Source organism: Streptomyces sp. NPDC005761, assembly GCF_040630635.1.
In the GTDB taxonomy this organism is placed as follows: Bacteria; Actinomycetota; Actinomycetes; order Streptomycetales; family Streptomycetaceae; genus Streptomyces.
Map to the genome: position 1 here is coordinate 108,367 of NZ_JBEXXX010000007.1, position 24,776 is coordinate 133,142.

Sequence of the window (24,776 nt, forward strand, 5' to 3'; positions counted from 1 at the left end):
AAACAACCCCCTGCGATGTGGGTCTCGCGTGTGGAGCATGTGCCGAATGATGTGCACATGTAATGCGCCACTCTGGCGAGGAACACCTCATGCAGGGGGCATGTATTTGCCAAGAATCGGCCAAGGGGTGCTCCACACCGTCCGGTTGACGCCGAATCGCCGAAGATCTGACACCCCGACCGGCATGTGCGGGCAGGCCCGGGTAGAGTCCGGGACACCGCGACTGGCGCGCGCCCTTCGAAGGCGCTCAGTGGAATCGACCACTAGGGAGCGGCACACCCCGGGCCCGCCCGGGGCGTCATCTCCGGAGAGCCGTCCGCCTGGGCATCCGGGTCAACGCCGCAGCAGTGCGGCCGGCCCGGGAGGATCCCGTGACCACATCCGTACCCGCACGTCCCCGCCACTCCGCCCTGGCGGCAGCCGATCCGGAACTGGCCGCGCTGGTGGCCGCCGAGGAGCAGCTCCAGGCCGACACCCTCCGCCTGATCCCCAGTGAGAACTACGTCTCCGCTGCCGTGCTCGAAGCATCGGGCACCGTGCTGCAGAACAAGTACTCCGAGGGCTACCCCGGCAAGCGGCACTACGAGGGCCAGCAGATCATCGACCAGGTCGAGACGCTCACCGCCGAACGGGCCAAGGCGCTCTTCGGCATGGACCACGCCAATGTGCAGCCGTATTCGGGCTCACCGGCCAACCTCGCCGTCTACCTGGCCTTCCTCAAGCCCGGCGACACGGTGCTCGGCATGGCGCTCCCCATGGGCGGCCACCTCACCCACGGCTGGGGCGTCTCGGCCACCGGCACGTGGTTCAACGGTGTCCGGTACGGAGTGCGGCGCGACACAGGCCGCGTCGACCTCGACGAGGTGCGCGACCTGGCCCTCGCCGAGCGGCCCAAGCTGATCTTCTGCGGCGGCACGGCCGTCCCCCGAGAGATCGACTTCGCGGGCTTCGCCCGGATCGCCCGTGAGGTGGGCGCGGTCCTCGTCGCGGACATCGCCCACATCGCGGGCCTGATCGCCGGCGGGGCGCACCCCTCGCCCGCCCCGCACGTGGACGTGGTCTCCACCACCACCCACAAAACCCTCCGCGGCCCCCGCGGCGCGATGCTGTTGAGCCGGGCCGAACACGCCCGCGCCCTGGACCGCGCAGTCTTCCCCGGCCTCCAGGGCGGCCCGCACAACCAGACCACGGCGGCCATCGGCGTGGCGCTGCGCGAAGCCGCCGCGCCTGACTTCCGTACCTACGCCCACGACGTGGTGACCAACGCCCGCACGCTGGGCGAGGAGCTGGCGGCCCGCGGCTTCGACCTCGTCTCGGGCGGCACCGACAACCATCTGCTGCTGATCGACCTCACGGACAAGGACGTCCCCGGCAAGACCGTGGCCAAGGCCCTGGACCGCGCCGGCATCGTCGTCAACTACAACACCGTTCCGTACGACACCCGGAAGCCCTTCGACCCCTCCGGCATCCGCATCGGCACCCCGGCACTGACCTCACGCGGCGTCCCCGCCTCCGAGATGGCCACCGTCGCGGGCTGGATCGACCGCGTGGTCGTCGCGGCCCGCACCGGCGACGAGGCCACCGTCACGACGGTCCGCGCCGAGGTGAAGGCGCTGATGGACGGGTACCCGGCACCGGGGCTGCCGGTGGGCTGATCCGCCGGTGGGAGGGTGCGGCGCCGGACGCCCGGTGCCGCACCTCGGAGCCCCTCCTCGGAGACGGGGCCGTGTTCGGCCGGATATGAAAAAGACCCTCTGCTCAGTGTTTCCACTGGTCAGAAGGTCTTTTCGGCACTTCCTGCGAAGTGCCCCCGGCAGGATTCGAACCTGCGCACCCGGCTCCGGAGGCCGATGCTCTATCCCCTGAGCTACGGGGGCGTATCGCTGTCTTGCTCTGCGACGAGTGAAACACTACCAGCTTCCACCCGGTGCCCGTGAACAGGTATTTCCGCGTTCCCGCCGGGTGCCGTGAGGCCCGCCCGACGCTCGCACACACATCCGGCCACCCCCTTCGCCACCCGTCCGGGGACGGAAGTGGGCAAAACCCGGACGCAGCCACTTGGCCGCGCCTACCCTCGAAGGGTGTCAGGGGCATGCGGCCGCGTGCTTGTTGTCGACGACAACAAGGTCATCCGGCAGTTGATCAGGGTCAATCTCGAGCTGGAGGGCTTCGAGGTCGTGACCGCGGCCGATGGTGTCGAGTGTCTGGATCTGGTGCACCGGGTCAGCCCCGATGTGATCACCCTCGACGTCGTGATGCCCCGGCTGGACGGTCTCCAGACGGCCACCAGACTGCGCTCCGATCCGCGGACCCGGCATCTGCCCGTGGCGATCATCAGCGCCTGCACGCCGTACGAGGTGGACAACGGTGTCGAGGCGGGTGTCGATGCGTTCCTCGCCAAGCCCTTCGAGCCGAGCGAGCTCGTGCGGGTCGTACGGCAGTTGATGGAGCGCGGGCGCCCCCCGCTGTTCGACGGCCGGCAGGGGGTCGGGCGGGCGGAGAGTGCCGCCGGCTGACCGGATGGCGAAACGCGTTCGCGAAAGGCCCCCCTTCCTCCCATACGCTTGTCCCGTGACCCCCGCCGATCTCTCCATGACCGTGCTGCGCGCCGTGCGCCGTGCGGTCGACGAGAACGCCTTGCACGCGCCCGTCCCCGCGCGCGTGCGAGTAGAGCGGACACGACCCGGCGGACGCGGTGACTACGCCAGCGCCGTCGCCCTCCAGCTGGCCGGGCCCGCCGCCCTGACCGCGCGGGAAGTGGCCGAGATCCTGCGGGAGCGGGTGGCCCGGGTGCCCGGCATCGGGCGGGTCGAGATCACCGGGCCGGGGTTCCTGAACTTCACGCTGGACCCCTCCGCCGACGCGCACCGCGCGCTCGTGGACCGGGTACGGGAGCAGGGGACGCGGTACGGGCACGGGGACGCGCTCGCCGGGGAACCGCTGCGATTGCGCCATGCCCGCGAGGTCCGGGCAGCCGTCACCGCCCATGCGGTGGGCGCGCTCGCGCGGGCGCAGGGCGCGGTCGTGCACGTCGGCTGCGACGTGGCGCCCGATCCGGACTGGGTACGGCTGGGAATCGCCGGCGAGGCAGCGGAACCGTCCTCCACGGGGACGGAGATACGGCCTGTCCCGGCCGGCGCCACCGCCGGTGAGCTCCTCGGCCGGCTCGGGGCCGACGCGACCCGCTGGGGCCTGCTGCGGCCGGCCGGGCACGACCGTGCTCCGCTGGGGGACGACCTCCTCGTCCAGGGCGAGGCCAACGCGCTCTTCCTGGTCCGGTACGCGCACTCCCGTGTCCACGCACTGAACCGCGCCGCCGGGCGCCTCGGGTTCACGAGCACCCCCGGCCAGGAGGCCGTCGAAAGCCCCGGCGCCGAGGCGCTCGCGCTCCTCGCCCTCGTCGCCGACCACCCCGCCGTACTCGCCTCCGCCGCACGCCACCGCGCCCCCGACCGGCTCGCCCGGCACCTCGAAGCGGTCGCGCGCGCCTTCCTCGACTTCCAGGACACCGTCTCGCCGCTTCCCGTCGGGGACGAGAAACCCTCGGCCGCCCACCGCTCCCGGCTCGCCCTCGCCGAGGCCGCCGGGACGGTGCTGGCCGGCGGCCTGTCCCTGCTCGGTATCAGCGCACCCGAACACCTCTGAGAGACCCGAGAGAGCAGAGCATCACGATGAGCCGATCCGCACACCCCGCCGGGCCCCGCCACGCCGATGTCATGTCGGAGGGCCACTACACCGCCCCCGCCGAGGACCTCAACGTCCTCGACGAGAAGGTCTGGGCCCGCACCGTCACCCGGGACGAGCACGGTGGCCTGACCGTCGGCGGGATCGAAGTCGCCCGGCTGGCCGAGGAGTTCGGCACGCCGGCCTACTTCCTCGACGAGTCCGACTTCCGGGCCCGCTGCCGCGCATGGTCCGACGCGTTCGGACCCGGCGCCGACGTCTTCTACGCCGGCAAGGCCTTCCTGTCCCGGGCGGTCGTGCGCTGGCTCCAGGAGGAGGGCCTCAACCTCGACGTCTGCTCCGGCGGCGAGCTGACCTGCGCGCTCGATGCCGGGATGCCCGCCGAGCGCATCGCCTTCCACGGAAACAACAAGACGGTCGACGAGATCGAGCGGGCCGTCGCGGCCGGCGTCGGCCGGATCGTGCTCGACTCCTTCCAGGAGATCGTCCGCGTCGCCCACATCGCGCAGCGGCTCGGCAGGCGCCAGCGCGTACAGATCCGGGTCACCGTCGGCGTCGAGGCGCACACCCACGAGTTCATCGCCACCGCGCACGAGGACCAGAAGTTCGGCATCGCGCTGGCCGACGGGCAGGCCGCCGAGGCCGTCCGCAGGGCCCTCACGCTCGACGGGCTCGAACTCATCGGCATCCACTCGCACATCGGCTCGCAGATCTTCGACATGGCCGGTTTCGAGGTCTCCGCCCGGCGCGTGGTGCAGCTGCTGGCCGAGGTGCGGGACGAGCACGGCATCGAACTGCCCGAGATCGACCTCGGCGGCGGCCTCGGCATCGCGTACACCTCCGAGGACGACCCGCGCGAACCGCACGAGATCGCCAAGGCGCTCGGTGACATCGTGACCCGCGAGTGCGAGGCGAACGGACTCGCCACCCCCCGGATCTCCGTCGAGCCCGGCCGCGCCATCGTCGGGCCCACCGCCTTCACGCTGTACGAGGTCGGGACCATCAAGCCCCTGGAAGGGCTGCGTACGTACGTCAGTGTCGACGGCGGCATGTCGGACAACATCCGCACCGCGCTGTACGACGCCGAGTACAGCGTCGCGCTCGTCTCGCGCACCTCGGACGCCGAGCCGATGCTCGTCCGGGTCGTCGGCAAGCACTGCGAGAGCGGTGACATCGTGGTCAAGGACGCGTTCCTGCCGTCCGACCTGGCCCCCGGCGACCTGATCGCCGTGCCCGCCACCGGCGCGTACTGCCGCTCCATGGCGAGCAACTACAACCACGCCCTGCGTCCGCCCGTCGTGGCCGTGCGCGACGGACAGGCCCGGGTCATCGTCCGGCGCGAAACGGAGGAAGATCTTCTGCGTCTCGACGTCGGCTGACGCTTTATTCCCGGGGGAGACCCCGGGGCCTGCCAAACATCTCAGGATCCGGACGGGTGGCGGAAACCCCCGTCCGGTGAGTGAGACTGGTTCACACATCAGATGTAAAGGAAACGAGGTCGGATGATGCGTACGCGTCCGCTGAAGGTGGCGCTGCTGGGCTGTGGAGTGGTCGGCTCAGAGGTGGCCCGCATCATGACGACGCACGCCGACGACCTCGCCGCGCGCATCGGCGCACCGGTGGAGCTCGCCGGCGTCGCCGTGCGCCGGCCCTCCAAGGTGCGCGAGGGAATCGACCCCGCACTGATCACCACCGATGCGACCGCCCTGGTCAAACGGGGCGACATCGACGTCGTCATCGAGGTCATCGGGGGCATCGAGCCCGCCCGCACCCTCATCACCACCGCCTTCGAGCACGGCGCGAGCGTCGTCTCCGCCAACAAGGCGCTGCTCGCCGAGGACGGTGCCGCTCTGCACGCCGCCGCCGAGCAGCACGGCCGGGACCTCTACTACGAGGCCGCCGTGGCCGGTGCCATCCCGCTCGTCCGTCCGCTGCGCGAGTCCCTCGCCGGCGACAAGGTCAACCGGGTCCTCGGCATCGTCAACGGCACCACCAACTTCATCCTCGACAAGATGGACACGAGCGGCGCCGGCTACTCCGAGGCGCTCGACGAGGCCACCGCCCTCGGGTACGCGGAGGCGGACCCGACCGCCGACGTCGAGGGCTTCGACGCCGCCGCCAAGGCCGCGATCCTCGCCGGAATCGCCTTCCACACCCGGGTGAGGATCGGCGACGTGCACCGCGAGGGCATCACCGAGGTCACCGCCGCGGACATCGCCTCCGCCCGCCGCATGGGCTGCACCGTCAAGCTCCTCGCCATCTGCGAGCGGGCGGCCGACGGACAGTCCGTCACCGCCCGCGTGCACCCCGCGATGATTCCGCTCAGCCACCCGCTGGCCTCCGTCCGCGAGGCGTACAACGCGGTGTTCGTCGAGGCCGAGGCCGCCGGGCAGCTGATGTTCTACGGCCCCGGCGCCGGTGGCGCGCCGACCGCCTCCGCGGTCCTCGGCGACCTCGTCGCGGTCTGCCGCAACAAACTCAACGAGGCCCCCGGGCCCGGTGAGTCCGCGTACACGCGTCTTCCGGTGAGCCCCATGGGCGACGTCGTCACGCGGTACCACATCAGTCTCGACGTGGCCGACAAGCCTGGCGTACTCGCCCAGGTCGCGACGGTCTTCGCCGAAGCGGGCGTATCGATCGATACGGTCCGCCAGCAAGTCCGACAGGACGGCAGCGGCGAGGCCTCCCTCGTCGTCGTCACCCACCGCGCGCCCGACGCCGCCCTTTCCGGGACCGTCGAGGCGCTGCGCAAGCTCGACACCGTGCGCGGTGTCGCCAGCATCATGCGTGTTGAAGGGGAGTAAGGACCCATGACCACCAAGGGCACCCACCAGTGGCGCGGCATCATCGAGGAGTACCGGGACCGTCTTCCGGTCACGAGCACGACGCCCGTCGTCACGCTCCGTGAAGGCGGCACGCCGCTCGTTCCCGCTCAGGTCCTCTCCGAGCGCACGGGCTGCGAGGTGCACCTCAAGGTCGAGGGCGCCAACCCCACCGGGTCCTTCAAGGACCGCGGCATGACGATGGCCATCACCCGGGCCAAGGAGGAGGGCGCGCAGGCCGTCATCTGCGCCTCCACCGGCAACACCTCCGCCTCCGCCGCCGCGTACGCGGTGCGGGCCGGAATGGTCTGCGCCGTCCTCGTGCCGCAGGGCAAGATCGCACTCGGCAAGATGGGCCAGGCGCTCGTCCACGGCGCCAAGATCCTCCAGGTCGACGGCAACTTCGACGACTGCCTGACGCTGGCCCGCTCGCTCTCGGACAACTACCCCGTGGCGCTGGTCAATTCGGTCAACCCGGTGCGCATCGAGGGTCAGAAGACCGCCGCCTTCGAGATCGTCGACGCGCTCGGCGACGCTCCGGACATCCATGTCCTCCCGGTCGGTAACGCGGGCAACATCACCGCGTACTGGAAGGGGTACACGGAGTACGCCAAGGACGGGCTGTCCACGCACAGGCCGCGGATGTGGGGCTTCCAGGCCTCCGGTTCCGCGCCCATCGTGCGGGGCGAGATCGTCAAGGACCCGTCGACCATCGCCACCGCGATCCGGATCGGCAACCCGGCCTCCTGGCAGTACGCGCTCGCCGCGCGGGACGAGTCGGGCGGCTTCATCGACGAGGTGACGGACCGCCAGATCCTCGCTGCTTACCGCCTGTTGGCCTCGCAGGAGGGCGTCTTCGTGGAGCCCGCGTCGGCCGCGTCCGTCGCCGGCCTGCTCAAGGCCGCCGAAGAGGGCAAGGTCGACCCCGGTCAGAAGATCGTCTGCACGGTCACCGGCAACGGGCTCAAGGACCCGGACTGGGCCGTCGCCGGCGCCCCCCAGCCGGTCACCGTGCCGGTCGACGCGGTCACCGCCGCCGAGAAGCTGGGCCTCGTGTAGCCGTACACCGCCACAGGGCGGCCGCACCCCCGGTCCGTACGACGGGCCCCGGGTGCGGCCGCCGCGACGGTTCATCGGAAAGGCAGCTCAAACGCCCGTTTTCGGGGCAGAGAGCGCATCGAACGGGTGCGACACGCATCGTGCGCCTCCTGTGCGCCCTATGTCGCGACAGAACCTTCCTTCGATAAGCTGTACCCAACCCGCCCCGCCGCATATGCCGGGGTGCTCGGGCCGTTGCGGCCGTCGGTTCATTGCAGGGGTCAGGCCGTACCCGCCGCCGCACACGCCCCGAAGAATCCCCACACACCCGCAGACCCCCGAAATCCCTGAGCCCCAGCAGAATCCCGAAGAGCCGCACAGAAGCAGAACCCGAAGAGCCGCGAAGCCCCGAAAGACCCCGCGGCTCCTCGAATTCCCCGCCGCCTCACAAGGAGAGTCGTCAGAGCGATGGCCGGTCCCGCCTTCCGAGCCGCCGCCGTCCGGGTGCGCGTCCCCGCAACCAGCGCCAACCTGGGCCCGGGTTTCGACGCCCTCGGCCTGTCGCTGGGCCTGTACGACGACGTGGTCGTCCGAGTCGCCGACTCCGGGCTGCACATCGATATCGCCGGCGAGGGCGCGGACACGCTGCCCCGCGACGAGAAGCACCTGCTCGTACGGTCCATGCGTACGGCCTTCGACCTGCTCGGCGGACAGCCTCGCGGGCTGGAGATCGTCTGCGCCAACCGCATTCCGCACGGCCGCGGCCTCGGGTCCTCCTCCGCCGCCATCTGCGCCGGCATCGTCGCCGCCCGTGCCGTGACGACCGGCGGTGACGCCCGGCTCGACGACGAGGCCCTGCTGGAGCTCGCCACCGAGATCGAGGGCCACCCGGACAACGTCGCCGCCTGCCTGCTGGGCGGCTTCACACTGGCGTGGATGGACGGCGGATCGGCCCGCGCCATCAGGATGGATCCCGCTGATTCCATCGTTCCGGTGGTTTTCGTCCCCGGCAAGCCGGTGCTCACCGAGACCGCCCGAGGACTGCTGCCGCGCACCGTCCCGCACGTCGACGCCGCCTTCAACGCCGGCCGCGCCGCGCTCCTCGTCGAGGCTCTGACCAGGCGCCCCGAGCTGCTGCTCACGGCCACCGAGGACCGGCTCCACCAGGAGTACCGCGCACCGGCGATGCCGCAGAGCGTGGAACTCGTGAACCGGCTGCGCGCCGACGGGGTGCCCGCGGTGATCTCCGGCGCCGGGCCGACCGTGCTGGCGCTTGCCGAGGACGGTGCTGCCGACAAGGTCGCACGCCTGGCGGGCGAGGGATGGGCGGCCAACCGGCTCGCTCTCGATGCCCAGGGCGCGTGCGTGCTGCCGCTCGCGCCTTAGCGGGAAGTGATTGCCGGTGAGTGAGAGGGGGAATGTTTGTTGGAGCCGGTAGTGTTAACCTCAAGTCTGCAATCGACGTCTATGTGGCGCGTTGCTTCGTGTCCCTTTCCGGGACCACCTTTTCTTCCGGGAGCCTCCCCAACTGCCTGAGCAGCCTGCCTGAGCAGTTTTGAGCACGCTCCGGAACCGGCACGACACCCCTCGCTCGTCCAGGAGTGGGCCGAGCAGGGGGATGCTCGCGCCGGGCCCATGCACACGTTCATCTCTCCGCCGTACCTATCCGGCGGACCACCGCCCCGGCACGGTCCACACCGAAGACCGCAGTCGGACAGCACAACCGGTCGCCGAGCCAGAAGGCCGACGTCCGCTCCAGGGAAGGACCCTTCGTGAGCGACACCACCGATCTGATGGGCGTGACTGCCGACAAGAGCGTCGACAGCGCCGCGCCCGCCGAAGGTGCTGCCACTGGCACCACCGCACGGCGCCGCCGCTCCGGCACCGGCCTTGACGGCATGGTCCTGGCCGAGCTGCAGCAGGTCGCGTCCGGCCTCGGGATCAAGGGCACTGCGCGGATGCGCAAGAGCCAGCTGATCGAGGTCATCAAGGAGACCCAGGCCGGCGGCTCCGCGCCCAAGGCCAAGGCCGCGTCGGCCCCCGCCGAAGAGGCGGAGACCAAGCCGAAGCGCCGGGCCACCTCCAAGGCGCGCACCGGCGCCGGGGACGAGACCCCGGCCGCCGCACCCGCCGAGAAGGCCACGGCCCAGCAGCAGATCGACATCCCCGGCCAGCCGGCCAGCGACGACCAGCCCGCGGGCGAGCGTCGTCGGCGGCGTGCGACCGCGCAGGCGGGCAGCCCGGACACCAAGCCGGACACCAAGGCGCAGGCCAAGGACCGCACGCAGGACGAGCCCAAGCACGAGGCTCCTGCCGAGGACCGTTCCGAGTCCAAGGCCGAAGCCGCCGCGGACAACGCCGAGGGCCGTCGTGGCGACCGTCAGGACCGCGGCCAGCGCGGTGAGCGGGGCGAGCGCGGTGAGCGCCGTGAGCGTCAGCGCGACCGTCGCGGCAAGGGCGACGAGCAGAGCGGCAGCCAGGGCGGCGGCCAGGGCCGGCGTCAGGGTGGTCAGGGCGGCCAGGGCGGCGGCCAGGGCGGCCAGGGACAGAGCCAGGGCCAGCAGGGCGGACCGCAGGACGACGGTTTCGACGACGAGGGCGGCCGGCGCGGCCGCCGTGGCCGCTACCGCGACCGCCGCGGTCGTCGTGGCCGCGACGACTTCGCGAGCGACGCGCCGCCGGTCACCGACGACGACGTCCTGATCCCGGTCGCGGGCATCCTGGACATCCTCGACAACTACGCGTTCATCCGGACCTCCGGCTACCTGCCGGGCCCGAACGACGTGTACGTCTCGCTGGCCCAGGTCCGCAAGAACGGCCTGCGCAAGGGTGACCACGTCACCGGTGCCGTGCGCCAGCCCAAGGACGGCGAGCGCCGCGAGAAGTTCAACGCGCTGGTCCGCCTCGACTCGGTCAACGGCATGGCGCCGGAGACCGGCCGCGGCCGTCCGGAGTTCCAGAAGCTGACGCCGCTCTACCCGCAGGACCGGCTCCGCCTGGAGACCGACTCCAACGTCCTGACGACGCGGATCATCGACCTGGTCGCCCCCATCGGCAAGGGCCAGCGAGGCCTGATCGTGGCCCCGCCGAAGACCGGTAAGACCATGATCCTGCAGGCGATCGCCAACGCGATCACGGTCAACAGCCCCGAGTGCCACCTGATGGTCGTCCTGGTCGACGAGCGTCCGGAAGAGGTCACCGACATGCAGCGGTCGGTGAAGGGCGAGGTCATCTCCTCGACCTTCGACCGTCCCGCCGAGGACCACACCACCGTTGCCGAGCTGGCCATCGAGCGCGCCAAGCGCCTCGTCGAGCTGGGTCACGACGTGGTCGTCCTGCTGGACTCGATCACCCGCCTGGGACGCGCGTACAACCTCGCGGCCCCCGCCTCCGGACGCATCCTGTCCGGTGGTGTCGACTCGACCGCGCTCTACCCGCCGAAGCGCTTCTTCGGTGCGGCGCGCAACATCGAGGACGGCGGTTCGCTGACCATCCTGGCCACCGCGCTCGTCGAGACCGGCTCGCGCATGGACGAGGTGATCTTCGAGGAGTTCAAGGGCACCGGCAACATGGAGCTCAAGCTCGACCGCAAGCTCTCCGACAAGCGCATCTTCCCCGCGGTGGACGTCGACGCGTCCAGCACCCGTAAGGAGGAAATCCTGCTCGGCAGCGACGAGTTGGCGATTACCTGGAAGCTGCGCCGGGTGCTCCACGCGCTGGACCAGCAGCAGGCGATCGAGCTCCTCCTGGACCGGATGAAGAAGACCCAGTCCAACGCGGAGTTCCTGCTCCAGATCCAGAAGACGACGCCGGCCCCGGGCAACAACGACTAGTCCGAGTCCGTCGGCCGTACACAGGGCCGCCCCCGCACTCCGGTGCGGGGGCGGCCCTGTGCCGTTGCCGGCCCGAGACCTTCGCCACACGGCCGGTGGGCCGCGCAGCGGCCTCCCGTTGTCTGTAGGAGGCAAGAAACCGCAGGTGAGCGCCGGGTCACCAGCTGTTCCCGCACCCCCGTGGACACCGTCCGGGCTCACACGGGGACGACAGGTCCCTGTGCAACCCTTCTTGTCGCCGCCGCGTCGTGACCAAGAGCGACATCAGGAGCGACAGAACGGCATACAGGCCCGCACACCACTGCAGGGGGTAGCCGGGAGCAGCCGAGGAACGAGGAGACGGATGAGCGAGCAGAGCGGGAGCAGCAGCCGAATACGGGCCACCGGCAAGCGCCGGAGGAAGCCGTCCCGCCGCCGCAGGGCGACCGCCGTGGCCGTGTGGAGTCTGGCCGGCCTGGTCGTCGTCGGCGGATCGGGACTCGGTTACGCGTACTTCCACCTCAACGGCAACCTCAAGGCCGTCGACATCAACAACGCCCTCGGCAAGGACCGCCCCGACAACGTCGACAACGGCTCCGAGGACATCCTCGTGCTCGGCTCGGACTCCCGCTCCGGCGCCAACGCGCAGTACGGCGAGGACCAGGGCGGCGCGCGCTCGGACACCGCGATGGTGGTGCACGTCAACAAGGGTCACAGGACGGCGAGCGTCGTCTCCGTCCCGCGCGACACCCTCGTCACCCGGCCCGAGTGCACCGGCGACGAGAGCGGACAGCCCGTCGCCGGGCAGCAGCGCGCGATGTTCAACACGGCGTACGAGGTCGGGGGGCCGGCCTGCGCGGTCAAGACCGTCGAAGCGATGTCCGGGATCCGCATGGACCACTACATCGAGGTGGACTTCACCGGCTTCAAGAAGCTGGTCGACAAGCTCGGTGGCGTCGAGATCACCACCAAGCAGGCGATCAACGACTCCAAGAGCCATCTGCACCTCGGACCCGGCACGCACACATTGAACGGCGAGGAGTCGCTCGGCCTCGTCCGCACCCGCAAGAGTGTCGGCGACGGCAGCGACCTCGGCCGCATCCAGCTCCAGCAGGCCTTCATCAAGGCGCTGATGGAGCAGGCCAAGAGTGTCGGCATCCTCAACGGCACCAAGCTGTACGGCATCGCGGACACCGCCACCAAGGCCATCACCACCGACTCCGACCTGGGCTCGGTCAAGGAGCTCGCGTCCTTCGCGAGCGGCCTCAAGGGGCTCGGCTCCGACGACGTCCACATGGTGACCCTTCCCGTCGAGTACGACCCGGCCGACCCGAACCGCGTCATCCCGCAGGAGAAGGCCGGCCAACAGGTGTGGAAGGCGCTCCTCGACGACCGGCCGATCCCCGCCTCCGCCACCGAGAAGTCGGCGGGCGACAAGGGCGACGCAGGGCAGATCGTGCAGTGACGGCCTCCCCCGGGAATAGCGGGCGGCCGACCCCCGTTTTGGGAGATACGGCCGGTCCTGGCAGACTGGTACGTCGGCCCCGGTTCACGGACGCGCAATCCGCGCGTACGACCCGGCGCCCTCCCGAACCTAGGAGAAACCCTTGAAGCGCGACATTCACCCCCAGTACGTCGAGACGCAGGTCAGCTGCACCTGTGGCGCGTCGTTCACCACTCGGTCCACCCTGGACAGCGGCGCCATCCGTGCCGACGTCTGCTCCGAGTGCCACCCGTTCTACACGGGCAAGCAGAAGATCCTCGACACCGGTGGCCGCGTGGCCCGCTTCGAGGCCCGCTTCGGCAAGGCCGCCGGCACCGCCAGCAAGTAGCGAGCCACTGCGCCGGTCCTTGGCGCCCTCTTCCCGGGGGCGCCGGGACCGGCGTTTTTTTCCGGCCGGGACCACGGCAACCCCGTATCCCGCCCGGCAGGCACCCGCCGGCCGGCAGGCACGATGAGCGAAGGAACCAGGAGCCCGAAGATGTTCGAGGCGGTCGAGGAACTGATCGGCGAACAGGCCGATCTCGAGAAGAAGCTCGCAGACCCGTCGGTCCACGCCGACCAGGCCAACGCGCGCAAGCTCAACAAGCGCTACGCCGAGCTGACCCCGATCGTCGCCACGTACCGCTCCTGGAAGCAGACCGGCGACGACATCGAGACCGCCCGCGAGTTCGCCGCCGACGACCCCGACTTCGCCGCCGAGGTCAAGGACCTGGAGAAGGAGCGCGAGGAGCTCACCGAGAAGCTCCGCCTCCTGCTCGTACCTCGTGACCCCAGCGACGACAAGGACGTGCTCCTGGAGATCAAGGCGGGCGCGGGTGGCGACGAGTCCGCCCTGTTCGCCGGTGATCTGCTGCGTATGTACCTGCGCTACGCCGAGCGCGTCGGCTGGAAGACCGAGATCATCGACTCCACCGAGTCCGAGCTCGGCGGCTACAAGGACGTCCAGGTCGCCGTGAAGACCAAGGGCGGCAACGGGGCCACCGAACCCGGCCAGGGCGTCTGGGCCCGGATGAAGTACGAGGGCGGCGTGCACCGCGTGCAGCGCGTGCCCTCCACCGAGTCCCAGGGCCGCATCCACACCTCCGCCGCCGGTGTGCTCGTCACGCCCGAGGCCGAGGAGGTCGAGGTCGAGATCCACGCCAACGATCTCCGGATCGACGTGTACCGCTCCTCCGGTCCCGGCGGCCAGTCCGTCAACACCACCGACTCCGCGGTCCGCATCACGCACCTGCCCACCGGCGTCGTCGCCTCCTGCCAGAACGAGAAGAGCCAGCTCCAGAACAAGGAGCAGGCCATGCGTATCCTGCGCTCACGGCTCCTCGCCGCCGCCCAGGAGGCCGCCGAACAGGAAGCGTCCGACGTCCGCCGCAGCCAGGTGCGGACGGTCGACCGGTCCGAGAAGATCCGTACCTACAACTTCCCGGAAAACCGGATCTCGGACCACCGCGTCGGCTTCAAGGCGTACAACTTGGACCAGGTGCTCGACGGCGACCTGGACGCTGTGATCCAGGCGTGTGTCGACGCCGACTCCGCAGCCAAGCTCGCCGCCGCGTAACTGAGCACCACCGCCCCGCACCGCTCGTAACCCGTACGGAGAACCGCGATGAACCTGCTGCTCGCCGAGGTGGCCCAGGCCACCCAGCGGCTGGCCGACGCCGGTGTCCCTTCACCGCGATTCGACGCGGAGGAACTCGCCGCGTTCGTGCACGGCGTCAAGCGGGGCGAGCTGCACAACGTGCCGGACACCGACTTCGACGCCCGCTACTGGGAGACCGTCGCCCGGCGCGAGGCCCGCGAACCGCTCCAGCACATCACCGGACGCGCCTTCTTCCGCTATCTGGAGCTCCAGGTCGGACCCGGCGTCTTCGTGCCCCGGCCGGAGACCGAGTCGGTCGTCGGCTGGGCGATAGACGCCGTCCGCGCGATGGACGTGGTCGAGCCGCTGATCGTCGATCTGTGCACCGGATCGGGCGCCATCGCCCTCGCCATGGCTCAGGAGGTGCCGCGCTCGCGCGTGCACGCCGTCGAGCTGTCCGAGGACGCCCTCAAATGGACCAGGAAGAACGCCGAGGGGTCCAGGGTCACCGTGCACCGCGGAGACGCCCTGACGGCCCTTCCCGAGCTCGACGGTCAGGTCGACCTGGTCATCTCCAACCCGCCGTACATCCCGCTCACCGAATGGGAGTACGTGGCCCCCGAGGCCCGTGACCACGATCCGGAGATGGCCCTCTTCTCCGGCGAGGACGGCCTCGACACCATCCGCGGCATCGAGCGCACCGCCCACCGTCTGCTGCGCCCCGGCGGCCTCGTCGTCATCGAGCACGCCGACACCCAGGGCGGCCAGGTGCCGTGGATCTTCACCGAGGAACGGGGCTGGGCCGATGCGGCCGACCACCCCGACCTGAACAGGCGTCCCCGGTTCGCCACGGCCCGCAAGGCCATGCCGTGACCGACGGCAACCACCCGCACGACCCGTACCAGCCCTACCCGTACATGCTTGAGGAGGCCGGCTGATGGCACGGCGATACGACTGCAACGATGCCACGGACCGTACGACGGGTCTGCGCGAGGCCGCGTCCGCCGTCCGCCGCGGCGAACTGGTCGTGCTGCCCACCGACACCGTGTACGGGATCGGTGCGGACGCCTTCGCCTCGGAGGCCGTCGGCGACCTCCTGGAGGCCAAGGGGCGCGGCCGCAACATGCCCTCGCCCGTCCTCATCGGCTCTCCGAACACCCTGCACGGCCTGGTCACCGACTTCTCCGAGCAGGCCTGGGAACTGGTGGACGCGTTCTGGCCGGGCGCGCTCACGCTCGTCGCCAAGCACCAGCCGTCGCTCCAGTGGGACCTCGGTGACACCCGCGGCACCGTCGCCATCAGGATGCCGCTGCACCCGGTCGCCATCGAACTGCTCACGGAGGTCGGCCCGATGGCCGTCTCCAGCGCCAACCTCACCGGACACCCCTCACCCGAGGACTGCGACGCCGCCCAGGAGATGCTCGGCGACTCCGTGTCCGTGTACCTCGACGGCGGCCCCACCCCGGGCATCGTTCCGTCCTCGATCGTCGACGTCACCGGCAAGGTGCCGGTCCTGCTGCGCGCCGGTGCGCTCTCCGCGGAGGAGCTGCGCAAGGTGGTACCCGACCTCGAGGTGGCCAATTGACCGCCCCTGAGGGGCGTGGCATAGCGGGGCAGACCGACACCTTCCGCATCCTCCACGTCAGCACCGGCAACGTCTGCCGCTCACCGATCACCGAGCGGCTGACCCGCCATGCCCTCGTGGACCGCCTGGGCGACCCGCTCCAGGGCGGGCTGATCGTGGAGAGCGCGGGCACCTGGGGGCACGAGGGCGCCCCGATGGAGGCCAACGCGGAGGTGGTCCTCGCCGACTTCGGCGCCGACGCCACCGGATTCGTCGGCCGCGAACTGCTCGACGAACACGTGATCCGGGCCGACCTGGTGCTCACCGCCACCCGGGACCACCGGGCCCAGGTGATCTCGATGGGTCACTCGGCCGGACTGCGGACCTTCACGCTCAAGGAATTCACCCGGCTGGTCCGGGCGATAGACCCCGCGACGCTGCCCGACGCGAGCGACGAGGGCGTCGTCGAGCGTGCCCGCGCCCTGGTCCGCGCCGCCGCCGCGCTCCGCGGCTGGCTGCTGGCCCCGACCGCCGAGGCAGACGAGGTCTACGACCCGTACGGCGCCCCCATCACGTTCTTCCGGTCCATCGGGGACGAGATCAACCAGGCCCTCGACCCGGTCGTCACCGCGCTGACCGGCGTCTCGGCGCCACGCTGAACCGACGCCCGGGAGATCCCCCCACGCCGCTCTGAGGGCCGTACGGCCACCGGGGCCACCCGAGGGGCCCGGGCGGTGCGCCACGGCCCACGACAGCGGGCAGCGGACCTGCCCCGGGCCTACATTGGAGCTGGCGTCACCCCTCCCCGGACGTCACCCCTCCCCAGGCCCGGAGCCCCCGATGCCGGTCACCACCGCTTCCGCACCCTCCGCCGTCGCCGCCCTGCCGCAGGACTTCGACGCCCTGCTCCGGGAGGATCCGGAGATCGCCGATGTCCTGGTGGGTGAGCTCCACCGCCAGTCCGGCACCCTGCAGCTGACCGCGGCGGAGAACTTCACCTCGCCCGCAGTCCTGGCGGCCCTTGGCTCCCCGCTCGCGAACAAGTACGCCGAGGGGTACCCCGGCGCCCGTCACCACGGCGGCTGCGAGCAGGCGGACGCCGCCGAACGCATCGCGATCCGCCGCGCCACCTCGCTCTTCGGCGCGGAGCACGCCAATGTGCAGCCGCACTCCGGATCCTCGGCCGTCCTCGCGGCGTACGCGGCGCTGCTGCGGCCCGGCGACACGGTGCTCGCGATGGGGCTCCCGTACGGCGGTCACCTCACGCACGGCTCGCCCGCCAACTTCTCCGGCCGCTGGTTCGAGTTCATCGGCTACGGGGTGGACTCCGAGAGCGGGCTGATCGACTACGACCAGGTCCGTTCCCTGGCCCGCACTCACCGGCCCAAGGCGATCGTCAGCGGCTCGATCTCCTATCCCCGCCATCCCGACCACGAGGTGTTCCGGGAGATCTGCGACGAGGTGGGCGCGTACCTCATCGCCGACGCCGCGCACCCGATGGGCCTGATCGCCGGGGGAGCGGCGCCGAACCCCGTGCCGTACGCGGACGTGGTCTGCGCCACCACGCACAAGGTGCTGCGCGGGCCGCGCGGCGGCATGATCCTGTGCGGGGCGGAGCTGGCGGAGCGGATCGACCGGGCCGTCTTCCCCTTCACGCAGGGCGGGGCCCAGATGCACACGGTGGCGGCGAAGGCCGTCGCGTTCGGGGAGGCGGCCGCGCCCGCCTTCGCCGCGTACGCCCACCACGTGGTGAACCACGCCCGGGTCCTGGCGGCCGGGCTGGAGGCCGAGGGCTTCGACGTCACCACCGGGGGGACGGACACCCACCTGATCGTCGCCGACCCGGCCCCGCTGGGCGCCGACGGCCCCACCGCCCGGGCCCGGCTGGCCGCCGCCGGCCTGGTGCTGGACACGTGCGCGCTCCCGTACGGGGACGCGCGGGGCATCCGGCTCGGCACCGCGGCCGTGACCACCCAGGGCATGGACGACACCGACATGGCGCGCCTCGCGGTGCTGATGGGGTCCGCGGTCCGCGAGGAGGGGGACGTCCTCGCGGAGGTGCGGGAGATGGCGGCGCAACATCCTCCCTACCCGGAGGTGAAATGAACCACATGTCCGCAATGGTGACTGCCTGTGCAACCATCGCGGGGACCTCTGTGTCCTCAACCATGAGCCCGGCCTAGTTAAGGTGTGGGCTGAGATGGCCGGCGACATTTATGGGGCAGCCCGTGCGTGATTACTTGCTGACGCTCTGTGTCACGGCCGCGGTGACGTATCTGCTCACCGGCCCGGTGCGTAAGTTCGCCATCGCGGTCGGGGCGATGCCCGCGATCCGTGCGCGCGACGTCCACCGCGAACCGACACCGAGGCTCGGCGGCATCGCCATGTTCGGCGGGCTGTGCGCCGGGTTGATCGTTGCCGATCACCTGGCCAACCTCGACGGCGTCTTCGAGCTCTCCAACGAACCGCGGGCGCTGCTCTCCGGAGCGGCCCTGATCTGGCTGATCGGCGTCCTGGACGACAAGTTCGAGATCGACGCGCTGATCAAGCTGGGCGGGCAGATGATCGCCGCGGCCGTCATGGTGCTCCAGGGCCTCACCATCCTGTGGCTGCCGATCCCGGGCGTCGGCACGGTCCCGCTCACCCAGTGGCAGGGCACGCTGCTGACGGTGGCGCTCGTCGTCATCACCATCAACGCGGTCAACTTCGTCGACGGCCTGGACGGGCTGGCGGCCGGCATGGTGTGCATCGCCTCGGCCGCGCTCTTCCTCTACACCTACCGGCTCTGGTACGGGTACGGGATCGAGGCCGCGGCTCCCGCGACGCTCTTCACGGCGATCCTGATGGGCATGTGCCTCGGCTTCCTGCCGCACAACATGCATCCCGCGCGGATCTTCATGGGGGACTCCGGGTCGATGCTGATCGGCCTGGTCCTCGCCGCCGGCGCGATCTCCGTCACGGGACAGGTCGACCCGGACGCGATGAAGCTCTTCGCGGGAAGCGAACGGCAGGCGACCCACGCGATGCTGCCGGTCTTCATCCCGCTGCTCCTGCCGCTGACGATCATCGCCATCCCGGCGGCGGACCTGGTGCTCGCCATCGTGCGGCGCACGTGGAACGGCCAGTCGCCGTTCGCCGCGGACCGCGGCCACCTGCACCACCGGCTCCTGGAGATCGGCCATTCGCACAGCCGGTCGGTGCTGATCATGTACTTCTGGTCGGCCCTGATCGCCTTCGGGGCGGTCGGCTACTCGGTGCACTCGACGTCGATGTGGATCGTGCTCCTGATCGTGGGGCTGAGCGCGCTCGGCCTGATCCTGCTGCTGATGCCCCGGTTCACCCCGCGGGCCCCGCGATGGGCGGAGCGCTTCGTGCCGCCGAGGTACCGCCGCCGACGGCGGCGGGAGGCGGAAGCCGGGGTGCAGCCGTCACAGCCCCTGGAGAGCCAACAGGGGGCCCAGGATGATCAGATGGGGCAGGACGGGCGCGAGCCCGCGCCGCAGGCCCCGATCGCCGCAGGGGTGTCCGGCGTCAACGGAGCGACCGCGATCGGCCACCGTTCGCGCTTCGCGGACCGGCGCAAGGCCGACTCGACGCGTCGATGATTCGGGCACCAAGGGGCAATACCAGACAAGTCGTTGCGTTGTCCTGCTCACACGGGCTGATTAGCTCTCACGTGTGACAGCAAGCACACTTTCTAGGTAAAGACCTCATCAAATAGTTTGTGATACCGTTCACGAAGCCCGGTGACAGAGCCGAAGGACCTGAGTAGCACGGTCCATTGGCCCGAGGCATCGACTCGGACCGGGCCTACGCTCGTCCATGACGACACACTGCCCACCCCCAGCAAGCGGAGCTGCCGCCATGCCGTCCAACGACGTCCGGACTCTCCTCCAGACCGCCGTACCCACCGCTGTCGCCGGCGCAGTCGCCGCCGCGATCAGTGCTGGCGTCGCCGGTGGCAAGGGAGCCCTGGGCGCGATCGTTGCGACGATCGTGGTCATCCTCTTCATGGGGATCGGACTGGTGGTCCTGCAACGGACCGCCCGGTCCATGCCTCACCTCTTCCAGGCGATGGGGCTCGCGCTGTACACGGCGCAACTCCTGCTGCTGTTCATCTTCGTCGCCGTATTCAAGAACACCTCGCTGTTCAACCCGAAGGCCTTCGCGATCACTCTGGTCGTGACGACACTCGTGTGGATCGGCGCACAGGCGCGTGCGCACATGAAGGCCAAGATCCTTTACGTGGAACCCGAGTCCGACAAGGACGAAAAGCCCAAGAAGCCGGGGTCCGCAGCGTGAAGGGTAGGGGCGGGATAAGTGCAGGTTCGAGACCCTGCTATCGTCCGGTTCCAACTGCGGCACTGCGGGCGCGGGCATGTGAGCTGACGCCTGCTCGATCGCGAGGCTCAAATGCCTGACCGCCGCTCACACATCCGAAACACCAGTCCAGTGCCGAACCGCGGCTGCGCGCCGCGCCGACACAACGAGGTTGCCGTACCTATGCGCCACGCTGAAGGAGCCCGCGGTGAGTGCTGACCCGACACAGGTGCTCGCCTTCGAGACCGATTGCCACATCTTCGACGGTTGTGGTTTCCCGGCACCCGGCCTGCACTCGTTCCTGTTCGAGCCCCTCTGGGGCGATGCGGACAGCAACTTGTACTTCAACAAGACGATGCTGCTGGCCCTGCTCGGCTCGGTCATCATCGTTGGCTTCTTCTGGGCCGCCTTCCGTAAGCCGAAGTTGGTGCCCGGCAAGCTTCAGATGGTGGCCGAGGCCGGATACGACTTCGTCCGCCGCGGCATCGTCTACGAGACGATCGGCAAGAAGGACGGCGAGAAGTACGTCCCGCTGATGGTCTCCCTGTTCTTCGTCATCTGGATGATGAACCTCTGGTCCATCATTCCGGTTGCCCAGTTCCCCGTGACGGCGATCATTTCGTATCCGGCGGCGCTCGCCGGGATCGTCTACATCCTGTGGGTCGTCCTGACCTTCAAGAAGCACGGTTTCGTCGGAGCGTTCAAGAACTTCACGGGCTACGACAAGAGCCTCGGCGGGGTCCTGCCGCTCTCGATGACCATCGAGTTCTTCTCGAACCTGCTGGTCCGGCCGTTCACGCACGCGGTCCGACTGTTCGCGAACATGTTCGCGGGGCACACGCTCCTGCTGCTCTTCACGATCGCCAGCTGGTACCTGCTCAACGGCATCGGCTTCGCCTACGCAGGCGTGTCGTTCGTGATGGTCATCGTGATGACCGCCTTCGAACTCTTCATCCAGGCTGTCCAGGCCTATGTGTTCGTGCTGCTGGCCTGCAGCTACGTCCAGGGCGCTCTCGCCAAGGGCCACTGAGCACCCACCTCCTGAAGCACCCGGTGGCCAACCCCCACCGGACATTGAAAGAGAAGGAAGAACCGGCATGTCCGCTCTCCAGACCCTCGCCGCCGGCGTCGAAATCAAGGGCAACCTCGGCTCGATCGGTTACGGCCTCGCCGCGATCGGCCCCGGCGTCGGCATCGGCATCATCTTCGGTAACGGCACCCAGGCGCTGGCCCGTCAGCCCGAGGCTGCCGGTCTCATCCGCGCCAACCAGATTCTCGGCTTCGCCTTCTGTGAGGCGCTCGCCCTGATCGGTCTGGTCATGCCGTTCGTCTACCCGACCTCCTGACCGGTCGCGAACAGCCCATTCGACGGAAGGCACTGACGTGAACCCCCTGGTTCAGCTCGCGGCGGAGGAAGCGGAAAACCCGCTCATCCCGCCGATCCCTGAGCTCGTCATTGGCCTCATCGCTTTCGTCATCGTCTTCGGCTTCCTCGCCAAGAAGCTCCTCCCGAACATCAACAAGGTTCTGGAAGAGCGCCGCGAGGCCATCGAAGGCGGTATCGAAAAGGCCGATGCGGCCCAGACCGAGGCCCAGAGCGTTCTTGAGCAGTACAAGGCTCAGCTCGCCGAGGCCCGCCACGAAGCCGCTCGTCTGCGCCAGGAGGCGCAGGAGCAGGGCGCCGTGATCCTGCAGGAAATGAGGGCGGAAGGCCAGCGGCAGCGCGAGGAGATCGTCGCTGCCGGCCACGCCCAGATCGAGGCCGACCGCAAGGCCGCAGCTTCGGCGCTGCGTCAGGACGTGGGCAAGCTCGCCACCACCCTGGCCGGCAAGCTCGTCGGTGAGTCCCTCGAGGACCACGCCCGGCAGAGCGGCACCGTCGACCGGTTCCTCGACGAGCTCGAGGCGAAGGCCGAGGCAGTCCGATGAACAGCGCGAGCCGCGAGGCACTGGCTGCCGCACGCGAGCGCCTCGACGCACTGACCGACAACACGTCGGTCGACGCGGCGAAGCTCGCCGAGGACCTGGCCGGCGTCACGTCGCTGCTGCACCGCGAGGTGTCGCTGCGCCGGGTCCTGACCGACCCGGCGCAGGCCGGCGAGGCCAGGGCCGAGCTGGCCGGGCGGCTGCTCGGCGGCCAGGTGGGCGGCGAAGCCCTCGACCTGGTCTCCGGCATGGTCCGCTCGCGCTGGTCGCAGTCGCGTGACCTGGTCGACTCGGTCGAGGAACTGGCGAACATCGCAGACCTCACCGCCGCCCAGCGCAGCGGAGACCTCGACGACGTCGAGGACGAGCTGTTCCGGTTCGGCCGGATCGTGGCCTCGGACACCGAGCTGCGCTCCGCGCTCACCAGCCGGACCGCGACCCCCGCCGCCAAGGGCGAGCTGCTGCGCAGCCTGCTCGGCGGAAAGGCGCGGCCCACCACCGAGCGCCTCGTCGTGCGGCTTGTCACCCAGCCCCGGGGACGTAGCCTGGAAGCGGGACTCGAGTCCCTCTCCAAGCTCGCCGCGGAGCGCCGGGACCGTGTCGTCGCGGTCGTCACCTCGGCCGTGCCGCTCAGCGACCGGCAGAAGCAGCGTCTCAGCGCCGCCCTGGCGAAGATCTACGGCCGGCAGATGCACCTGAGCCTCGACGTGGACCCCGAGGTCCTCGGCGGGATCGTGGTGCGGGTCGGCGACGAGGTCATCAACGGCAGCATCGCGGAGCGCCTCGACGAGGCGACCCGTCGCATGGCCGGCTGACCCGGCGCGGCGTACCAAACAGAACAGAGCAAGACCAGCGGCCCGGTTGGGCCGTGCAGAAATTGCAGAAGATTCCTGGGGGTCGGCCCCCAGACCCCCTTAAGAAACTTCGGGCCCAACAAGGAGAGCAGGGAACCCAGATGGCGGAGCTCACGATCCGGCCGGAGGAGATCCGGGACGCACTGGATAACTTTGTCCAGTCGTACCAGCCGGACGCGGCCTCGCGCGAGGAGGTCGGAACGGTCAGCGTTGCCGGCGACGGCATCGCAAAGGTGGAGGGCCTGCCCTCCGCCATGGCGAACGAACTGCTGAAGTTCGAGGACGGAACCCTCGGTCTCGCCCTCAACCTCGAAGAGCGCGAGATCGGTGCGATCGTCCTCGGCGAGTTCAGCGGAATCGAGGAGGGCCAGCCGGTGCAGCGCACCGGTGAGGTGCTCTCCGTCGGCGTCGGCGAGGGCTACCTCGGCCGCGTCGTCGACCCGCTCGGCAACCCGATCGACGGCCTCGGCGAGATCGCGACCGAAGGCCGCCGCGCCCTCGAGCTGCAGGCCCCTGGCGTCATGGTCCGTAAGTCGGTGCACGAGCCGATGCAGACCGGCTACAAGGCCGTCGACGCCATGGTGCCGATCGGCCGCGGCCAGCGTCAGCTGATCATCGGCGACCGTCAGACGGGTAAGACCGCTCTGGCCGTCGACACGATCATCAACCAGCGCGACAACTGGCGCTCGGGCGACGTGAACAAGCAGGTGCGCTGCATCTACGTCGCCATCGGTCAGAAGGGCTCCACCATCGCCTCCGTGCGAGGTGCCCTGGAAGAGGCCGGCGCGCTCGAGTACACGACCATCGTCGCCGCCCCGGCGTCCGACCCGGCCGGCTTCAAGTACCTGGCGCCGTACACCGGCTCGGCCATCGGCCAGCACTGGATGTACGACGGCAAGCACGTTCTGATCATCTTCGACGACCTGTCGAAGCAGGCCGACGCCTACCGCGCCGTGTCGCTTCTGCTGCGCCGTCCGCCGGGCCGTGAGGCCTACCCGGGCGACGTCTTCTACCTGCACTCGCGTCTGCTGGAGCGCTGCGCCAAGCTCTCCGACGACATGGGCGCCGGTTCGATGACGGGCCTCCCGATCGTCGAGACCAAGGCGAACGACGTGTCGGCGTTCATCCCGACCAACGTCATCTCCATCACCGACGGCCAGTGCTTCCTGGAGTCCGACCTGTTCAACGCGGGTCAGCGTCCGGCGCTCAACGTCGGTATCTCGGTCTCCCGAGTCGGTGGCTCCGCCCAGCACAAGGCCATGAAGCAGGTCTCCGGCCGTCTTCGCGTGGACCTCGCCCAGTTCCGTGAGCTGGAGGCGTTCGCCGCCTTCGGTTCCGACCTGGACGCGGCCTCCAAGGCGTCGCTGGAGCGCGGCAAGCGCATGGTCGAGCTGCTGAAGCAGCCGCAGTACGCCCCGTTCCCGATGGAGGAGCAGGTCGTCTCCGTCTGGGCCGGCACCACCGGCAAGATGGACGACGTCCCGGTCGAGGACATCCGCCGCTTCGAGAGCGAGCTGCTGGAGTACCTGCGCCGTGAGCGCAAGGACCTCCTGACCAGCATCGCCGAGGGCGGCAAGATGTCCGACGACACGCTGCAGTCGGTCGCCGACGCGATCGCCGCCTTCAAGCAGCAGTTCGAGACCTCGGACGGCAAGCTCCTGGGCGAGGGCTGATCG

22 protein-coding genes and 1 tRNA gene are annotated in these 24,776 nt (G+C 69.9%); 22 read left to right on the forward strand and 1 reads right to left on the reverse strand.

The features are described from left to right. Positions 1-371: 371 nt before the first annotated feature. Complete coding sequence (glyA, locus tag ABZ434_RS09490; RefSeq protein WP_359133445.1) at positions 372-1,655, forward strand: serine hydroxymethyltransferase; 1,284 nt, start codon at positions 372-374, stop codon at positions 1,653-1,655. A 150-nt stretch (positions 1,656-1,805) separates the two neighbouring features. Here glyA and ABZ434_RS09495 read toward each other — a convergent pair. Continuing rightward, positions 1,806-1,877, reverse strand: a tRNA-Arg gene (locus ABZ434_RS09495). Positions 1,878-2,102: 225 nt separating this feature from the next. Between ABZ434_RS09495 and ABZ434_RS09500 the strand changes: the two genes are divergently transcribed. The 21 genes from ABZ434_RS09500 to atpA all read left to right on the forward strand — a co-directional run bounded on the left by ABZ434_RS09500 (position 2,103) and on the right by atpA (position 24,773). Beyond that, entirely contained in the window at positions 2,103-2,516 is a 414-nt protein-coding gene (locus ABZ434_RS09500; RefSeq protein ID WP_359133447.1) for a response regulator, read from the forward strand. Positions 2,517-2,571: 55 nt separating this feature from the next. Further along, complete coding sequence (nrtL, locus tag ABZ434_RS09505) at positions 2,572-3,645, forward strand: ArgS-related anticodon-binding protein NrtL (RefSeq protein WP_359133449.1); 1,074 nt, start codon at positions 2,572-2,574, stop codon at positions 3,643-3,645. Between the two features lie 26 nt (positions 3,646-3,671). Continuing rightward, a complete protein-coding gene (gene lysA / locus ABZ434_RS09510) occupies positions 3,672-5,063 on the forward strand; it encodes a diaminopimelate decarboxylase (RefSeq protein WP_359133451.1) in 1,392 nt (463 codons plus the stop codon). A gap of 123 nt (positions 5,064-5,186) precedes the next feature. Then, entirely contained in the window at positions 5,187-6,488 is a 1,302-nt protein-coding gene (locus tag ABZ434_RS09515) for a homoserine dehydrogenase (protein WP_359133453.1), read from the forward strand. A gap of 6 nt (positions 6,489-6,494) precedes the next feature. Further along, a complete protein-coding gene (thrC, locus tag ABZ434_RS09520) occupies positions 6,495-7,565 on the forward strand; it encodes a threonine synthase (RefSeq protein WP_359133455.1) in 1,071 nt (356 codons plus the stop codon). 447 nt (positions 7,566-8,012) lie between these two features. Beyond that, positions 8,013-8,930 (forward strand): homoserine kinase, encoded by a 918-nt coding sequence (gene thrB, locus ABZ434_RS09525; RefSeq protein WP_359133457.1) that lies wholly within the window; start codon positions 8,013-8,015, stop codon positions 8,928-8,930. A gap of 386 nt (positions 8,931-9,316) precedes the next feature. Then, positions 9,317-11,377, forward strand: a complete 2,061-nt coding sequence (gene rho, locus ABZ434_RS09530) for a transcription termination factor Rho (RefSeq protein WP_359133459.1) — start codon at positions 9,317-9,319, stop codon at positions 11,375-11,377. A 343-nt stretch (positions 11,378-11,720) separates the two neighbouring features. Further along, entirely contained in the window at positions 11,721-12,821 is a 1,101-nt protein-coding gene (locus tag ABZ434_RS09535) for an LCP family protein (RefSeq protein WP_359133461.1), read from the forward strand. 142 nt (positions 12,822-12,963) lie between these two features. Continuing rightward, on the forward strand, positions 12,964-13,188 hold the full coding sequence (gene rpmE, locus ABZ434_RS09540; protein WP_359133463.1) for a 50S ribosomal protein L31: 225 nt from the start codon (positions 12,964-12,966) through the stop codon (positions 13,186-13,188). Between the two features lie 150 nt (positions 13,189-13,338). Next, entirely contained in the window at positions 13,339-14,415 is a 1,077-nt protein-coding gene (gene prfA, locus ABZ434_RS09545) for a peptide chain release factor 1 (protein ID WP_359133707.1), read from the forward strand. 48 nt (positions 14,416-14,463) lie between these two features. Beyond that, positions 14,464-15,309, forward strand: coding sequence for a peptide chain release factor N(5)-glutamine methyltransferase (prmC, locus tag ABZ434_RS09550; RefSeq protein WP_359133465.1), 846 nt, complete (start codon positions 14,464-14,466; stop codon positions 15,307-15,309). A gap of 64 nt (positions 15,310-15,373) precedes the next feature. After that, positions 15,374-16,021, forward strand: coding sequence for an L-threonylcarbamoyladenylate synthase (locus ABZ434_RS09555; protein ID WP_328896367.1), 648 nt, complete (start codon positions 15,374-15,376; stop codon positions 16,019-16,021). Beyond that, positions 16,018-16,659: a protein-tyrosine-phosphatase gene (locus tag ABZ434_RS09560; protein ID WP_306083207.1), complete on the forward strand. Its 642-nt coding sequence runs from the start codon at positions 16,018-16,020 to the stop codon at positions 16,657-16,659. The genes ABZ434_RS09555 and ABZ434_RS09560 overlap by 4 nt, the downstream gene beginning before the upstream one ends. A 181-nt stretch (positions 16,660-16,840) precedes the next feature. After that, a complete protein-coding gene (locus ABZ434_RS09565) occupies positions 16,841-18,106 on the forward strand; it encodes a serine hydroxymethyltransferase (protein ID WP_359133468.1) in 1,266 nt (421 codons plus the stop codon). 110 nt (positions 18,107-18,216) lie between these two features. Further along, a complete protein-coding gene (locus ABZ434_RS09570; RefSeq protein WP_359133470.1) occupies positions 18,217-19,605 on the forward strand; it encodes an MraY family glycosyltransferase in 1,389 nt (462 codons plus the stop codon). A 259-nt stretch (positions 19,606-19,864) separates the two neighbouring features. Then, a complete protein-coding gene (locus ABZ434_RS09575) occupies positions 19,865-20,302 on the forward strand; it encodes a hypothetical protein (protein ID WP_327708806.1) in 438 nt (145 codons plus the stop codon). Between the two features lie 226 nt (positions 20,303-20,528). Continuing rightward, a complete protein-coding gene (gene atpB, locus ABZ434_RS09580; protein WP_148020738.1) occupies positions 20,529-21,350 on the forward strand; it encodes a F0F1 ATP synthase subunit A in 822 nt (273 codons plus the stop codon). Positions 21,351-21,417: 67 nt separating this feature from the next. Next, on the forward strand, positions 21,418-21,666 hold the full coding sequence (atpE, locus tag ABZ434_RS09585) for an ATP synthase F0 subunit C (RefSeq protein ID WP_018102636.1): 249 nt from the start codon (positions 21,418-21,420) through the stop codon (positions 21,664-21,666). 37 nt (positions 21,667-21,703) lie between these two features. Then, entirely contained in the window at positions 21,704-22,249 is a 546-nt protein-coding gene (locus tag ABZ434_RS09590) for a F0F1 ATP synthase subunit B (protein WP_359133473.1), read from the forward strand. Beyond that, complete coding sequence (locus ABZ434_RS09595) at positions 22,246-23,061, forward strand: F0F1 ATP synthase subunit delta (protein ID WP_359133475.1); 816 nt, start codon at positions 22,246-22,248, stop codon at positions 23,059-23,061. The genes ABZ434_RS09590 and ABZ434_RS09595 overlap by 4 nt, the downstream gene beginning before the upstream one ends. Positions 23,062-23,201: 140 nt before the next feature. Next, positions 23,202-24,773 (forward strand): F0F1 ATP synthase subunit alpha, encoded by a 1,572-nt coding sequence (gene atpA / locus ABZ434_RS09600; protein WP_359133477.1) that lies wholly within the window; start codon positions 23,202-23,204, stop codon positions 24,771-24,773. Positions 24,774-24,776: the final 3 nt, after the last annotated feature.

Bases quoted from the DNA above. Each gene is read 5' to 3' on its own strand.
- ABZ434_RS09555 (WP_328896367.1), top strand. From the start codon at position 15,374: ATGGCACGGCGATACGACTGCAACGATGCCACGGACCGTACGACGGGT.
- atpE (WP_018102636.1), top strand. From the start codon at position 21,418: ATGTCCGCTCTCCAGACCCTCGCCGCCGGCGTCGAAATCAAGGGCAAC.
- ABZ434_RS09570 (WP_359133470.1), top strand. From the start codon at position 18,217: ATGGGGCAGCCCGTGCGTGATTACTTGCTGACGCTCTGTGTCACGGCC.
- thrB (WP_359133457.1), top strand. From the start codon at position 8,013: ATGGCCGGTCCCGCCTTCCGAGCCGCCGCCGTCCGGGTGCGCGTCCCC.
- prfA (WP_359133707.1), top strand. From the start codon at position 13,339: ATGTTCGAGGCGGTCGAGGAACTGATCGGCGAACAGGCCGATCTCGAG.
- atpA (WP_359133477.1), top strand. From the start codon at position 23,202: ATGGCGGAGCTCACGATCCGGCCGGAGGAGATCCGGGACGCACTGGAT.
- thrC (WP_359133455.1), top strand. From the start codon at position 6,495: ATGACCACCAAGGGCACCCACCAGTGGCGCGGCATCATCGAGGAGTAC.
- prmC (WP_359133465.1), top strand. From the start codon at position 14,464: ATGAACCTGCTGCTCGCCGAGGTGGCCCAGGCCACCCAGCGGCTGGCC.
- ABZ434_RS09565 (WP_359133468.1), top strand. From the start codon at position 16,841: ATGCCGGTCACCACCGCTTCCGCACCCTCCGCCGTCGCCGCCCTGCCG.
- ABZ434_RS09535 (WP_359133461.1), top strand. From the start codon at position 11,721: ATGAGCGAGCAGAGCGGGAGCAGCAGCCGAATACGGGCCACCGGCAAG.
- lysA (WP_359133451.1), top strand. From the start codon at position 3,672: ATGAGCCGATCCGCACACCCCGCCGGGCCCCGCCACGCCGATGTCATG.
- ABZ434_RS09515 (WP_359133453.1), top strand. From the start codon at position 5,187: ATGATGCGTACGCGTCCGCTGAAGGTGGCGCTGCTGGGCTGTGGAGTG.
- ABZ434_RS09575 (WP_327708806.1), top strand. From the start codon at position 19,865: ATGCCGTCCAACGACGTCCGGACTCTCCTCCAGACCGCCGTACCCACC.
- ABZ434_RS09595 (WP_359133475.1), top strand. From the start codon at position 22,246: ATGAACAGCGCGAGCCGCGAGGCACTGGCTGCCGCACGCGAGCGCCTC.